Raw genomic sequence first — 15,593 nt, 5'->3', positions numbered from 1 at the left:
TCTTTTCTACGCTTATTTCATATTCCATGCAACCCAAAAAGCCCTCTATTTCCAGCTCTTTCTTTATCGGCTAATCCATAGTTAGCGTTATTAACATTACTTGCTGTCTTTATTTTATCGTTCTTATTTGGAGATTTAATCCCTGTTGATGCAAAGATTTTTTTATACTCAGTGAGCTTGAATATCAAGGAAGTTTTGAGCTTTACAATGCCTTTTATTATTTTTTCTTTGCTATTTAATAGCATTAATAATCTAAAGAATGCAGCGATTACATTCATCATATTGCTACTAGTGGCGGTCTTCTTGTCAAATTTGTTTTCAAGCCTTATTGGTTATCTCACAGGATATATTATTACACAAAATCTTCATATTAACTCTGAAATAGTGTTGCCTCAAAGCGCACTAAGCAGCCCATGGAGATTCAGATTACCAGCATTGATCTCAAACTTTCATGCTCTACTGCTTGGGCTCATCGCTGGAGTAACTGTACATAGAATCATTCCACAAAAGAGTGATATCATCGCTAAAAAACTAGCGAGTATAGCGTTCTTTCTTCTCAGAAGAATATTAATTCCTGTTATGCCTGTATTCATACTAGGTTTTGTCTTAAAATTGCAACACGACAAAGCATTATCAGCCGTTTTTGAGGATTATATTGCAATTTTTACTATCATGATAATTGTTATCCACACTTATGTTATATTGCTATACGGAGTCGCAAATTCATTTAAGGCAAAGGACTGGCTAACTAGCATGAGAAATATGCTACCTGCAATGGTAACGGCAATTGCAACATCGTCAAGTAGCGCTGCAATACCTGTTACTTTAGAAGGAAGTAAAAAGAATGTAAAGGGGCATAATATAGCAGATGCCATGGTTCCTGTAATTGCAAGTACCAATTCTATTGGTAGTTGCTTCAGTATTATTGTTCTGGTTTTGGTAATCATAGAATCATTCGGTACTCAATCGTTAACAATATGGGAACATGTGGGTTTTTTGTCGTATTTTTTGCTGCTGAAATTTGCTGCAGCAGCGCCAGGCAGCGATATAATTGTGGTGCTTGGACTTCTTGAGGGATTGGGTTTTTCTCCGGCCATGTTGTCATTAATAACCGCAATTTACGTAATTCTTAATCCAATTATCACTGGTGCAAATGTTGCTGGAGATGGTGCATTGGTTATTATATTCACTAAATTTCACAGGAGACTCTTTGCAAGAGAGAAACAGAGGGCTTTAAAGTAGTTTGCCTAAATACGACTTTTCTTGTCAACTTGCACATAAAACCAGCTTTAGCATATGCGAAAAAACTACTTGACAAATTCTTTCAACTTCCTTATAATGATACTGAAGCTATTTGTTTAACTTCCCAATCTGTACAGGTTAAAATGACAAGGAAACTTGTATTTGGCGTACTATTGTTTAATTTTTCGCACTATGTGCACTGCATGTCTTTTTAAAACTTCTGGTTTTCAAGCTGAAACGCGCTCATAAGTCGTTTAAGACATCACCCAACACCGGATTTTAAAATAGAGAGTGGAATAACTAGCTACCTCGGGGTTTTATTGTCTTTTTCCTCTGTCTGGTAAATTTCTTAAATATTATAGCTTAGACTAGTTGCGTTTAAAAGCAGCTAAATTGCAGCGTTTAAGGCATAAAAACGCCAATACTAAAAATAAATACCGACCAGGATTTCTTTTGCTTTTTTCCTCATTTGGTAAATTTCTTAAATATTAAAGCAATTCATGAACGAACATTTGTTTTTACAACAAATGTTGTCATAAAGTGAAATGAGATCCCAGCGTCGCGCACTGGGATGACAGGAGATAAGGACTTTAGAATAGAGTTTTAATCACTCCATAGTTTCTGTATAATCTTACAATTCAATTGATAGATTATGAAGATAATAATAGGTAGCGCTAGTAAAGAATTAGGGGAATCAATAGTTAATAAGCTAAGTGTTCAACCATCCCTTACTCAGGTATCAAAATTTGCCGATGGCGAGATGAATGTGTACGTGGGAGGCGATGTTTATAATCAAGCGGTATATATAATACAGTCAATTTCTCCTCCTGCAAATGACAATCTTATGGAGCTGCTGATCACAATTGATGCAGTAAAGAGATTGGGAGCTAAAAGAATAACGGCGATTATTCCCTATTATGGATATAGCAGGCAAGATAGGGTTATTAAAAATGACAATATGCAATCTGCTTTGAGTGCGAAATTAGCTGCAAATCTCATCCAGGCTGCAGGTGCAAATGGTATTGCAATTATTGATTTGCATTCGAGTCAAACTGAAGGATTTTTTGATATACCAGTCGCTAATTTGAGCTGCCTTGAAGCATTTCCTGACTCTATACACACGGAGAATTTGGCAATAGTTGCACCCGATGTTGGAGCAATCGGTAGAGCGCGTGCTTTTGCAAAGACTTTAGAAAAAAAGTATGAGATGGAATTGAGTAATAAGATTATCGTAATAGATAAATATAGAGAGAAAGCAGGTACATCTCAGGTAATGAATGTAATAGGAGAAGTGACAGATAAGAATTGTGTCATCGTCGATGATATAGTTGATTCTGGTGGAACATTGTGCAATGCCGCTCTTGCTTTGAGAAGTCACGGGGCAAAGTCTGTAATTTCATGCATCACACATGGTGTGCTTTCGGGAAATGCAATTGAAAAAATCTCTTCCTCTTCTCTGGATAAATTAGTGATCACAGACACCATACTTCACAAATTTGAAAAAACTGGTAAAATAGAAGTTGTTTCAACTGCAAATATTTTGGTTCACTTCATTAAAGAGGATAAGAATGCCAGCTAGATCAACAGAAGACGTCATCACTTCGCTAATAGAGTTTGTGAACAAAAGAAAAGTAACAATTACTAAGGAAGAAATGCTTAAAATTGCACAGCTTGTAAGAATTAAGTTATCAAATGGCGAAATTGAGCACTACTCCAAAGAACTAACGATGCTGGATTGGATACATGATATTTTGTTGCAAGTTAACACTGAAGGTGTTTCTCCTATACGTTATGGTAGTATAGATAAGGACATTCACGTACGTGATGACGTTGTTAATGCTCAGAACATTAAAGAGGAGATATTATCCAACACAAAATCTGAGCATGGATATTTTGTAGTGCCAAAGGTTATAAACGATTGAAATAAGGCTGTGTTGTACAGTTCCAAAGTGTGGTGGCATGATAAAGTATGAAAAAAATAGTTGACTTTCCCAAATTCACCTGTTATACTATAAGACTTTTTCTGTAAAAGGATAAGTAGCTTCAAGCACCAACGTCAAGTTGGTGCGATTTTTCTGGGTTAATATTCCTTAAGCTGGTTTTAATATATACTAAGCTGACGCAGTTACACACTTTCTTTATTGAAGAATTAAAAAAGATGCTGTGTACTAGCCACAGTGGTAGACTTTGGTAAAACTTATGGCAGATTCAAAAGTTAGTGTAACTTTCAGGTTGTCTTGTCGACGTAGCCGCAGTTGCTGAGTGGATTCAGCTACTGAGTTGATATACATCAGATTTAAGTAGGTTTTTTACTATTTCAATCTCTCTCACCTTTCTACCTTCATCAAATTTTTGCTTGAGGCAAATCATTCTCATGTTTCTGAGCCTGGTTATAAGAGGCTTAATGACTTTACTTGAATGTTTGATATAATAATTAAATTACAAAATCGATTGAAGTCTAGCATGAATGAAGTAGTAACATTTGGCTGTCGTTTGAATTTTTATGAGAGTGAGTTAATTAAAGAAGCACTAAGAAAAGCAGAGAGAAAAAATGTCGTTGTAGTACACAGTTGTGCAGTGACAAATGAAGCAGAACGCCAGGTGAAACAGAAAATACGTAAGATTCATAAAAATGATCCAAGTAAAGAAATTATTGTAGTTGGCTGTGCCGTTCAATTAGATCCTAAATCGTACAGTAACATTCCTGGTGTAAGCAAAGTGCTGGGCAATCAAGATAAGCTAAAGACTGAAAATTACTTGCTAAATAATAACAAAATATTAGTCAGTGATAATCAAGCAAGCAAATCAGAACCTATTTTAATTAATAAGCTTGAAGATAAATCAAGAGCATTTATTGAAGTCCAAAATGGCTGTAATCATAGCTGTACATTTTGCTCAATCACTGAAGCAAGAGGAAACAACCGATCCGTACCAATCAACAATATTATAGAGCAAATCAAGATTTTTGTAGCAAATGGCTACCAAGAAGTAGTGTTTACAGGTGTTGATGTTACTGATTTTGGTACAGATTTATTTGGCAAACCTTCACTTGGTTCAATGATCAGGAGAGTTTTAAAGGATGTACCGGAATTGAAGAGACTTAGGCTTTCTTCCATTGATGTTGCTGAAATTGACGACGAGTTAATGAGCTTAATAGTTAACGAATCAAGATTTATGCCACATTTACACTTAAGTTTGCAATCTGGTAATAATTTAATCCTAAAAAGGATGAAACGTCGTCATAGTAGAGAACAAGTGATAGAATTTTACCATAAAGTAAGGGAATTGAGGCCTAATATAGCGTTTGGTGCTGATATTATTGCTGGATTTCCAACGGAAACTGATGAAATGTTTCAAGATACTGTTAATCTACTAAAGGAAACGAACATAGTTTACCTACACGCTTTTCCATATTCAAAGCGAAAGAACACGCCTGCTGCACTAATGCCACAAGTGCCAGAGAGTGTGCGTAAAGAAAGGGTAAAAAACTTAAGGGAAATAAGTAGAGAAATGATGAGTAACTTTTATCAATCTTTGATCGGCACTAAACAAAGCGTTTTAGTTGAGCAAAATAATATCGGCAGGGCGGAAAATTTTGCACTAATAAAGCTTTCATCAGAGGTGCAGGCTAAAAGCATTGTAAAAGCTAACGTTATAGGAATGGAAAATGGTTATTTAATTGGTTTCTTAACTTCTTGATGTGAGAAAAAACTTGTTTATGATGAAAAGATCTACTGTTTTTGATGCATTGATAATCCTATGTATTAGCTTTTTTTCCGCTCAGGCTAATGCAGGTGATGTTGAAGATCTAATGCTTGCAGACAAACTTGTGTGCCATAAATCTAGAAAATATGATGAAAAAGAAGCTACATCAGTTAAAGACAAAAGACTTAATTTCTATATTAGCGCCAACGGTGGCAAGATATATCACGATAACTCAGAGACATGTATGAATGGCATAAAAGCAATCGGAGAGAGAGTTCTCACTTTAGTTGAAAACCGTTTCGGTTCTATAATGAAAAATATAGTGGCAGGTGAAATTAAAAGTATACAGCAATTCAATGGTAAAATTGATTTCCAGTGGCTCAGCAGCATATCTGTGGGTTACTATGCTAGAGAAAATGGCAGAATTGACTTCGAAGCTATGTATTCTGGAATCAATATTGAAGGTGGTGATTCTCCTGCGGTATTTGATAGGTCAGCTAGTATATTCGCATTTTTGTTAAACTTCTATTATAACCTTAGTATTCAGGATACACAATTTGCTCCATATATTGGTCTTGGTATAGGACCAACAGTTTTTAGATTTAAAAAGGTTAATGGTTCACCTAAAAATTCAATGCCATTGAATGTTCCTTGGTTTGCTTATCAAGTGAAACTTGGTGTTAATTATTCAATAATTCCGGAAGTCAAAGCCTTCCTTGGTTATCGTTACTTCAGCATTCCAATACCTGTTGCAGATGACATATCAACTCATAATGTTGAAATCGGTTTGATGTTTAGTTTTTAGTTAATATATATAAATTCTCATCCTTTTTATCTAACAAACCAAACGTTGGTACAATTGTTGCTTTTAAAAAGATGACGGTTTCTACTGTTCTCATGTTATCCGCTAACCTTTTTGACTTCTGATGCAATGTAGCTTTAAGGCTTTGCTTATCTTCTCTATGCTCTATAAGTCCGCCAATTACCATAACTTCACCACTCTTGATTTTTAACATAGAGTTCATTTCCCTAGTTTCAATAATTGGAATGTTACTATTTAGTTTTGTTTTACTCTGCTGCGCGATGTACTCTATATTTGGGTCTTTAGTGTAGCCGTTAATTCTCGATAAGGTTGGGTGTATATCCATGAATATTTCACTAGTATCAATATTGATGCTTGGACAGATTATTAACACAACGCCTATTGGAACACTATTCATTTTGGTAACTAAGGTATGATTGGAGTTTTTTTGTATATCAGAGGTAAAATAAACGTGATTTTTAGTGAAAGAAATCATCGCTTGCTGATTATTTATGGCATGTACTCTAGGGCTTGAAATCACAGTTGAAGTACCAAATTTATCTAAGCTTTTTACTAAATTCCCTAGATCACCCACACCGAAGTTCATTGCTAGATTAATAATGGAATTATCTTGATTCATTACAGGTTTGGTTCCATCGCGTAAGTTGTCTAAGTTGATACCAGAAAGGTACTTATCGTCTAACACAACTTCAACTATCTTTGCCTCTATCATTACTTGAGAAGACGCTCACTGCTTAACTTTATTAATATATTCTTCAACAGCTTTGTGGATGCTTTTTCTAGCATTCAAAATAATAACACCGGCTTCTCTATTAGATGAAAGAAATTCTCCATCATTCACCCCGTTGACATCCATTATTGCATTCAATACCTTTTCCAATGAGTTCCATAAATCGCTGCTATATTGAGACTTCATAACGCTATTATAATCCTTATCGGCATTGATCCCATCACTGCTGGTAATATTGTTGTTAACAACAAAACTGCTTTGAGCAGAGTGTTGAATGTTGACGAAGTCTACGTAATAATTTTGCGTGTACGGTAAATCTTGCTCAATTCTAATCACACCATTACTTGTTGAGTAAGGCAGTTTGGCGCTATCAGTTATGCTCTGAATTACTTCATTTATATTTTTGTCTTTTAGCTTTAAAATAATATTGCCTGATATTTTTGGATCTATATCCAAGTTAATGTCAGAAAGTTTCCCTATCTCAATCAGCAAGTCCTTTACTGGCACTTCTTCACCAATATTAATAGAAATAAGCTGACTACTGGCAGTGAAATCAGGAAACTTTACGGGCAAAGGTACAATCTCTGGTACTGTTGGTTCGTTGCTCTCCGAAAGAAAAATTTTGCCCTTGCATTGCCTCAGTGAGTGGTCATGCTCAATATCATGATGATTTTTGTTGTCTATTTGGGTAGTATATCCCTGAGTAGGTAAGCATATACAGGAGATGATAAAAAGGAGCATTGAGCATCTAAAAATGGTCATTAGAAAAAAAGCATATAAAACCATTCTAATAGATTTCTATAAAAATATTAAAAATGTATTTAATTTTGTTTTCATTCGGCAAAATCACTGCACTAAATGCTACAAATTTACAGGGGCAATGACAGAAGGAGAGGCACTGGCACACGTTCTGTTTTTTTTATATGGTCGTACAGGAAGCCTAATAATGTTAATAAATGTTACCTACCTGTTAGTTGATTCTTTCCATCCAAGCATTCACTTGCCTTAACGTTTCAACAGAAGTCAAGTCTTCTGTGCTGAGTGGTAGGCGGACAGTTTTGTGTTCTATAAGCCCAATATCATGCAGGAGTGCTTTAGTGGGTATGGGGTTACTGGCAATAAATAGTGCTTTGCAAGCTTGTTGCCAAACATCTGCTGAGTTTTTTACGTTATCTTCTGTCATTTGAGCAGTTGTTTTTTTTCTAGATTCCAACGTCATGTGCTGGAATGACAGTAGGCATCGCTTAACATATTCATGCACTACGTGTGGCCAAATATTGGAGGCAACAGAAACCAAGCCAGTTGCACCACAAGCAACCATATCAGATATCATATTATCATCTCCACAAAAAACTTCGACGTTTGGCGCGACTTTTTTATATTCAATTAAAGTATCAAAAGTGCCACTTGAATCTTTGATAGCCCAAAATTTTTCGTGGCTGGATAAGTTACGCACAGTTTCAACATGGAGATTTACTCCTGCTCTCGATGGAATGTTATAAAGCATAGCTGGCACATGTGCTTTCTCAAGTAGCTTTTCAAACCATAAAGTTTGCCCCATGATTCCAGGCTTTGTATAAATTGGAGTTGTCATGAGATAACCATGAATAGGAATATCCTTGCAAAAGTCAAGCCACTTGAGGGCCTGATGTAAATTCACTCCCGGTACGCCAACCATAATTTTCGTGTTTAATTCCAGCTTACACACGAATTCAACTAATGTACGTTTTTCAGAATCAGTGAGTGATAGGCCCTCACCTGTGCTACCTAGCAACACTACGCCATTTCCAGCTTCAGCTTGCATTGTCAGTAAACGCTGCAAACTGCGGTAATCTATGCTATCTCCGCTACAATTAAAAGGCGTGACACAAGCAGTCCATAGAAATGTAGATAATGATTTCAATTGAAGTTATTAAAATGGTATTTCATCATCGATTAGCTCTTCTTTTATCTCACTGTCAAAACTTTCATACTGATTTTTTTGCTCTGTTTCGTTTTGCTTGTATTCATTTGATTTATAATCAGGGCTTGGTGCACTATTTCGTGAGTCCAAAAGTGCAAGAACGCCACTAAAATTCTGTAGCAACACTTCTGTGATATATCTTTCACTACCACTTTGGTCAGTATATTTCCTAGTTCTCAAAGAACCTTCAATGTAAACTTTACTGCCTTTGCGTGCAAAATCCTTGACGACTTTTACTAATCCTTCACTAAACACTACAATATTATGCCACTCTGTCTTTTCAGAGCGTATACCGGAAGACTTATCAGTCCAACTTTCAGATGTGGCTATTGAAAAACTTGCCATCTCTTTTCCATTTTGCATAGTTCTAATTTCAGGATCCCTTCCTAAATTACCAATTAATATGACTTTATTTATAGTACCACTAGACATAATTATGCTTTGAATAAACTTTTTATATTATCTTATGCGAAAATACTATTGTCAAATCTAATGCACTTGGAGGGATTTGAACCCACGGCCTTTGCCTCCGGAGAGCAACGCTCTATCCAACTGAGCTACAAGCGCACATATATTAAATTATCTAATAGATAAGCTATCTAAGTCAAATTTTTGGCCTGGATAAAGCGTGAACATAACATTCCCATCGCCTAAATATACATTCTAAGAATTATTTACTCGCTTTTTTATTACTTTTTGGTCTACAATCCATACAAAAGTTACATAGTTTTCAGTCACTGAATGAACTTTTAAATCCTTGGCGTTCGAAAACAGCCTTCCATTCACCCATATTCCCCACGTATCAGAAGAAAAGTACAAAATCGAATCTAAACTTACCATCTTATAATTGAAATTGTCTAATATCCTTTCTTCTGCAGCTCCCGAAGACCGCAGGTGAAATTTTTCCATTTCACTGATTATCTTATTAATTGGTTCCTCATCAAAAAAAATGCTTTTTATATCACTGTATTGTGATAAGGCGTCAAAGTCACTCTCCACTGCTTCCTTTATTATATCATCCTGATCAGTGTAACTTGTTTTTCGATCGTTTATAAAGAAACATTCTTTTGCACGCAAATTTGCTATGTTAATAAAATCATCGACTTCTTGATTGCCAACTTTGAAAACGCTCTCGAAATATTTTTTCTCCATCATTACCCCATGCTTAGAGTGATAGCAAACCATTTCATCATTATCTTGTTTTTCTATATGTACACATAAACCCTTGCTACTTAATCCCAGTATTCTGTGCTCGATAAAGTCCTCATTGCCAATATATTGCCGACAAGTATATTCTTTACAAATTTCTATGCTTTCTATAATACCTTTACAACTGCAATATACATTCACACTGAAAAACAGTAGAGTGAAAATAAAAAGCAGCTTTATCTTCATCATTTCATCTATTTAGTATAGTGTACCAGTCAAAGACCATATTGGCTCTCACTATCTCTATCATATTACCATTCAAAATCTGATTCATAGTTGCAGCATCAATGTCTCTCTCTTTATTCAGAATAAGAGATTTGATCGTAACATAACCAGGCAGACTTGGAATAGACTGTAAAAATAAAAAAATATGTTTATCGCTAATTGAACTGAAGTTTAGGGTAACTTCACTTTTTATCACTTTTGTGTGTTCACTTTCACCGTGTAATTCAACTTCCTCAGGTATGGAAATTGATATTTCAGGCTCTAGTATGTAGTATTTTTTATATAGCTTACCAAGCTCAAAATTCAAATTTGCAATGTATCTGCTGCTGTGTAAATTTGAAGAAGAAATTCTTTTCCACAAATCTAGGTTTTTATTTAAAACAACTTCCTTTTTTTGGACTTCAGTGATTTGTAAATTTATAGAACGTATCTCATCAATGGCATTTTGGTTTTTACTATGGACTTTTTTGCTATAAATAACAGCGTAAGTTAACGCCCCTATTAACCCAACAGATAATAACAAATAAAACACAAGTTGAATTGCAACTCTTTTTTTTAACTGGAAGATATTCATTAGTTTACATAGCCTCTCCTATTTTAACATCAATAGATATATTTTGCTTTTTAGTGACAGGAAAACTAGAAATATCAATGTCATAGGTGCGAAAGTTGTTGTTTAATTTTTTTTGTAGTTCCTTGTATTGATAAGAAATATCTTTATCAGGTTGAAGGTCAAAACTTAAAGTCGTAGTAATATAATTTTCCGCCTCATTATAACTCCACTTAAATGATTGAAGTTCTACACCCGGTACTTTTAATTTTTCTACATACCTCACTTGCACAAGAGGAGAATATTCCATCTTAGATAAAATGTTATTGATGTTAATAAAATCATAGACCTCACTTATTCTTTTCACATTATAGTTTTGGCTGAGTTTCATTAATTGATTATCTAAGGCTCCCTTTCTTGCTGATAAATTACCGGCAACGTTAAGATTCGAATGCAAATTTAACAAATAAAGGGTGTTGATTACAATGAAAATTGAAGCAAAGTATAGAAAAATTCGAGGAGAGTGCAAATAAAGGTAATTTAATAAATAAAATTCTTTAGTTTCTTTTGTATTGAAAATAGCTGCCGGCTTATTCTTAAAACTGTGGAATAGAATTATGGTATCGCAGAAACTGTCTTTCTCACTCACAACTAATTCTAACCCTAGCAATTTGCCCAGCTCATATGGAGTGAATATGCTCACGCTATTTTCCGAAAAACTTATGACTGATAAACTAGTCTTAATATCTTCTGGTACTACCATGCAAAGGTCGATAAGGTCGTTTTTCTTGAGGCCAAACTTAGTTAAGGACCGAATAGTATTTCGCACTTCTTGATATATTCCACCCGCAATAATTCCTGGTAGATTATCCTTAGTAAACGGCACTAAACGCGTAAATACCATTTTATTCTCTTTAAAAACCACTTGTCTATAGCCTCCAGTTTTGGTTGCAACAACTATGATCTTCCAATTATCAGGGTCTTTATATAAGACCTTTTTTGCCATATTATCTATTTCTATAGGAAACATTAATATTCCCTTAAAGTTAGAGCCTATCTCTATAAACACATTCAACCAATATTCCACTAAATGTTTTGCTTTTGATGACACAAGAAGATAATACCAGTTTTGGTTAAATTTATTTGGTTTCTCAACCAAATAAACTGAGCTTATATCGTTATTGCAAGCAAAATGCTCCACCTTTGCTTTTGCTGATAGGTAGGCACTAATCCTATTTACTTTTGGAATGGATTGTAGCAAGTAATTCTGATCTGCATGATTGAGCACTAGATACAAAGGTGCTTTTTTATCCGATGAAAGGCATAAATTTAGATCAGATACTGCTTTATCATTTTTGTCCTTAATGAAATATCTTTTATTTAAAGTGTTATTTTTGAAATATAGTAATATTATACCTCCTTCTCCAACAGAAAGCATGAACCTGCTTTTGGATTTTAAACTAAACATATTAACAAAGTGTACACTTATCCATAATTAAAAAAGCAATTTATTGAAATTTATTAAACGTTATAGGGAAATATTGTTATAAATTTCTACAACAACATTATTTATATTATAATTTATTGATAAATTTAGTACTGATATTAACCTATTTATATAACAAAATTAAGAAAATTTATTTTACAATTTTAATTGACATAAATCATTAGCCTGGTTATGATTAATATAGTATTAATACGTGAGGTAAAAAAGTGGTATCTGTGCAGCTAAGCAGTGTGAGAAATAATAGCTATATATAAGCTACTATTGAACATAATACACACAATTAAAGCTATTACAACTTGAACACTTGTAATCCCACTGCTTTAGCTGTTTACTACAGTTTTTACATTTCCAACATGGGTCAGGCAAAGCTTCTGAGCCCATCTTGTTTAGTAAGTGAACTACCTCGTCGTATTCTTGCAATTTAATTTGAAGCCGCGCCATAATAAGGTAGACTGATATGTAATTAGCTTTTTTCATAGCAATGCCTAGATGTTGATTTGCAAGATCATACTTACCTAAGCTAATTGAAGATAAAGCAAGTAAACAATAACTAAAATAATAATCAGGACGCAAGCCGTATAGTTTTTCAGCACCTTTACTATTTAAACTGATGTAAATTTTTGCTGACTCAGGAGTAGGATTTACTGTATACTCTGCCTCTAGTACTGCAGAAGCTTTTCTGATTTTTCCAAGTTTAATATATAATTTCGCCTTTAAATAATTGATAGGCTGAAAAGTTGCGCAATGATTTTGCGCTCTAAATAAAGACTTTATAGCTTCCTTATAATTCCCTTTACTTTCATATTGCTTTGCTAAAGCGCAATAAAAAACTGCTAACATTTTTTTGCGATCAAAAGGAAGAAAAATATTGAACTTCGCAGCTTCCTTTAACTTCAAAATTGCGCAAGCCCAATCTTCTTGTAATATGCAATGCTCTATTTGAAAGGGAATAGACAGAATTTTATCATTAACCGAACTTGAGCAATACTCTATGAATTTTTGAAAGATTGCCCCCTCTTGCTTGAGGTAGACAATCAGTTTATTGGCCAGAAGTAGAGCTAAGTTGCGATTTTTACTTGCAATACTTGTTAAACCGTTGCTGAAGAAGCTGTAATTTCCCATCTTACCTGAGTTAAAGAGCTTTATTAAAGATAACTTATCGCTTTCCTCATTTAAATTTTTAACTAGCTTGTGAGCGTTCTCTGTATTGCCCAAATCCATGCTAAAAAGAGCTTCAAAAAGAAGCAATTCTTCTTTATCCTTTCTTCTATTCCTTATGTTGGCAAATGTTGATGAAATGGAAGAACAAAAGCGTGCAAGTATAACTAATAAAAACAATAAAAATACACAAGCGAAAATAATGAAATATAGATCAACACTTATAGTGTAACTGCCTAATTCTAATCTCATTACTTCACCGCTCACTTTGACCCATATGCCAAATAAAAAAGAGAGAGCGAAAACTATGAAGTAAATCATGAGATATATTGTAACAAGTGATGATATATTATTGAAATATTCTTAGAAGCTACAATAAAACCGTTCAATTTACTGATCCATGGTTTAAATTCCGGATGTGTTAAATCGCCTATTGTAGTAGCTATGCCCTGCCAATCATTATCGTTTATTGACTCCTCAATTTCTGCCAACTTTACTCTCAGTGGATCGTTTTTATCTTTTACTTTTATCCAGTTGGAAATAATTCTTTTAAAGAATGTACTCTTATTATAGTCAATAACAGCAGTGGTCTTTTCAAAAGATAATTTCAACTCATATAAAGTATTTACCTCTTTTAAACTTTCCAATTCACTCACTGCGTTCTCTATCTCTGGGTCATCAAGCTCCGATATTAAAGGCTTTATTGAATTTATATGATTATCAAATCTTGCTTCTTGTAACAACGAATTCTTCATTTGAATCACAAGTAGCAGCAATTTTGCAAGGTTCTTATGCCTTGAACTACCATCACCTTGCTCACATTGAGTGTGCAGATTCCTCTTTAGTTCAAACATCTTTTTTTCTATTCTAGATTGATTAACCTCAAGTAACATCTTGAGCTCATCCATGTTTTCCGTCAAAACCTTTATATTATCCTCGCTTTCTTGCTGATTTATTTTTAAAAATACTATGTTATTTATTGTAATATAACTGACAAACAATAACACAATTAAGAACCAACCTATGCATTTTTGCTGAGTATCATTCATAACGTAGTATCTCCGCAGGATCCTGCGCAGCTGCTTGTAATGCAGGACCAATTGTTGCTAAAAATGACAGAAACAATGCAAGTGCAGAAATATTTACCACGTCTTGGGGAACTAATATCACTGGCAAGCTTGAAAAAAAGTATATCATAGGATCAAACAATTTAACGTTAGTGATGCTCTCTAAAAACACTCTAATATTTTCAATATTGAGAGAAAAAACAACACCTATAATACAGCCAAGACAAGTTCCTATAAAACCAATCAGTAGCCCACAAGTGCAAAATATGCGCATAATGCTTCCAGTTGTTGCACCAAATGTACGCATGATTGCAATTGCAGATTTCTTTTCTTGCACTATCATCATTAAATTTGAGACAATATTGAATGCTGCTACAATGATAATCAAAGTGAGAATTAAAAACATCACATTTCTTTCAGTCTTTAAAGCATTAAAATAGTGGCTTTGTTGTAATTGCCAACTTTCAGCTTCCATTCCTGTCTCTTTTTCTATAGCATTTGCTAGCTCATTAGCCTTAGTAATGTCATCTACAAATACTTCTATATTTCTTATACTGTCTTTATAATTAAAAAAAGCCTGTGCTGATTTTATGGGCATATACATTAAAGTATTATCATACTCAAACATACCCATATCAAATATTGCGATAACCTCATATTCTTTCATTCTTGGCATATCATCGAACAATGCATCAAATCCTTCAGGTGATATAAGCACAATTTTATTGCCACAGTCAATGTTCAAAGCTTCTGCTAATCGTGCTCCTATTATCACCCCTTCATCAAATTTTTTTACATTACCCACAATTACATTATTTGTAACAGCAGTATTATTAAATAAGTCTTTAACTGATACACCTCGCACCACGCTACCTGTAATTTTACCATTTGCTGCAATGATCACTTGGTCACTGATCATAGGAGTTGTTTTCAATACACCTGGAATCTTCTCAATAGATTTTGATACTGCATGATAATCTGAATTTATGTTTCTATCGAAATAAACATTAACATGGCCATCAATGCCAAGTATTGAGTCAAGCAATTTTGCTCTAAATCCGTTCATTACAGACATCACCACTATTAGCGTTGCAACTCCAAGAGCAATGCCAATAATAGAAAACAAAGTCATGATAGAGCAAAACCTGGCATTTTTTGCTCGCAAATAGCGAACAGCCATAGTAACTTCAAAGGCAATGGACATTACAAAATATTTTGAAGTTAAATATTATACTCCTGAGATTTCATGTAATTGTAGACTTTTCTTCACTTAAAAACTAGAGATTTTTATTTCTTGAAATTTAAAATGCTTATAGAGCATCTCTAGTCTCTGTGAACAAAATTTTAGAGAAGCCATATGAGAGAACCAACGAAGTTTAAAAAACCCATGAAAACCTCAGCAGTCTTGTCAAAT

General features: G+C 34.2%; 12 protein-coding genes, 1 tRNA gene and 2 pseudogenes. 5 read left to right on the top strand and 10 right to left on the bottom strand.

Annotated features, from left to right (window positions below):
- The first annotated feature begins 111 nt into the window (after nucleotides 1-111).
- From GO685_RS00425 to GO685_RS00405, 5 genes are all read left to right on the top strand, one after another.
- Nucleotides 112-1,242, top strand: a complete 1,131-nt coding sequence (locus GO685_RS00425; protein WP_175937075.1) for a cation:dicarboxylate symporter family transporter — start codon at nucleotides 112-114, stop codon at nucleotides 1,240-1,242.
- 652 nt (nucleotides 1,243-1,894) lie between these two features.
- Nucleotides 1,895-2,821: a ribose-phosphate diphosphokinase gene (locus GO685_RS00420; protein WP_175937073.1), complete on the top strand. Its 927-nt coding sequence runs from the start codon at nucleotides 1,895-1,897 to the stop codon at nucleotides 2,819-2,821.
- Entirely contained in the window at nucleotides 2,811-3,164 is a 354-nt protein-coding gene (gatC, locus tag GO685_RS00415; RefSeq protein WP_175937072.1) for an Asp-tRNA(Asn)/Glu-tRNA(Gln) amidotransferase subunit GatC, read from the top strand. Before GO685_RS00420 ends, gatC begins: the two co-directional genes overlap by 11 nt.
- A gap of 541 nt (nucleotides 3,165-3,705) precedes the next feature.
- Nucleotides 3,706-4,941 carry a tRNA (N(6)-L-threonylcarbamoyladenosine(37)-C(2))-methylthiotransferase MtaB gene (mtaB, locus tag GO685_RS00410; protein ID WP_175937074.1) on the top strand — a complete coding sequence of 412 codons (1,236 nt, stop codon included), beginning with the start codon at nucleotides 3,706-3,708 and terminating at the stop codon, nucleotides 4,939-4,941.
- 19 nt (nucleotides 4,942-4,960) lie between these two features.
- The gene (locus GO685_RS00405) at nucleotides 4,961-5,752 is read left to right on the top strand and encodes a P44/Msp2 family outer membrane protein (RefSeq protein WP_175937071.1); all 792 of its coding nucleotides are present in this window, start codon (nucleotides 4,961-4,963) and stop codon (nucleotides 5,750-5,752) included.
- Here the strand turns inward: GO685_RS00405 and GO685_RS00400 are convergent.
- From GO685_RS00400 to GO685_RS00355, 10 genes and pseudogenes are all read right to left on the bottom strand, one after another.
- A pseudogene (locus tag GO685_RS00400) lies at nucleotides 5,742-7,262 on the bottom strand (type II secretion system protein GspD). The gene GO685_RS00405 and the pseudogene GO685_RS00400 overlap by 11 nt on opposite strands.
- Before the next feature lie 208 nt (nucleotides 7,263-7,470).
- Entirely contained in the window at nucleotides 7,471-8,403 is a 933-nt protein-coding gene (gene dapA, locus GO685_RS00395; protein WP_175937070.1) for a 4-hydroxy-tetrahydrodipicolinate synthase, read from the bottom strand.
- 9 nt (nucleotides 8,404-8,412) lie between these two features.
- Nucleotides 8,413-8,895: a single-stranded DNA-binding protein gene (gene ssb, locus GO685_RS00390; RefSeq protein WP_175937069.1), complete on the bottom strand. Its 483-nt coding sequence runs from the start codon at nucleotides 8,893-8,895 to the stop codon at nucleotides 8,413-8,415.
- Nucleotides 8,896-8,956: 61 nt separating this feature from the next.
- Nucleotides 8,957-9,030: transfer RNA gene (locus GO685_RS00385), tRNA-Arg, on the bottom strand.
- A 12-nt stretch (nucleotides 9,031-9,042) separates the two neighbouring features.
- Nucleotides 9,043-9,858, bottom strand: a pseudogene (locus tag GO685_RS00380) (hypothetical protein).
- Between the two features lie 4 nt (nucleotides 9,859-9,862).
- On the bottom strand, nucleotides 9,863-10,471 hold the full coding sequence (locus GO685_RS00375; RefSeq protein WP_175937068.1) for a hypothetical protein: 609 nt from the start codon (nucleotides 10,469-10,471) through the stop codon (nucleotides 9,863-9,865).
- A gap of 4 nt (nucleotides 10,472-10,475) precedes the next feature.
- Entirely contained in the window at nucleotides 10,476-11,915 is a 1,440-nt protein-coding gene (locus GO685_RS00370; protein WP_175937067.1) for a hypothetical protein, read from the bottom strand.
- 297 nt (nucleotides 11,916-12,212) lie between these two features.
- A complete protein-coding gene (locus tag GO685_RS00365; RefSeq protein ID WP_175937066.1) occupies nucleotides 12,213-13,433 on the bottom strand; it encodes a heme biosynthesis protein HemY in 1,221 nt (406 codons plus the stop codon).
- Nucleotides 13,430-14,161 carry a hypothetical protein gene (locus GO685_RS00360; protein WP_175937065.1) on the bottom strand — a complete coding sequence of 244 codons (732 nt, stop codon included), beginning with the start codon at nucleotides 14,159-14,161 and terminating at the stop codon, nucleotides 13,430-13,432. Before GO685_RS00360 ends, GO685_RS00365 begins: the two co-directional genes overlap by 4 nt.
- A complete protein-coding gene (locus GO685_RS00355; protein WP_175937064.1) occupies nucleotides 14,154-15,383 on the bottom strand; it encodes a lipoprotein-releasing ABC transporter permease subunit in 1,230 nt (409 codons plus the stop codon). The genes GO685_RS00360 and GO685_RS00355 overlap by 8 nt, the downstream gene beginning before the upstream one ends.
- Nucleotides 15,384-15,593: the final 210 nt, after the last annotated feature.

The sequence above is a fragment of the Wolbachia endosymbiont of Madathamugadia hiepei genome (genome assembly GCF_013366855.1).
GTDB lineage: Bacteria > Pseudomonadota > Alphaproteobacteria > Rickettsiales > Anaplasmataceae > Wolbachia.
Note: the sequence above shows the minus strand (reverse complement) of the source record. Positions and strands in the feature narration are given on the sequence as shown.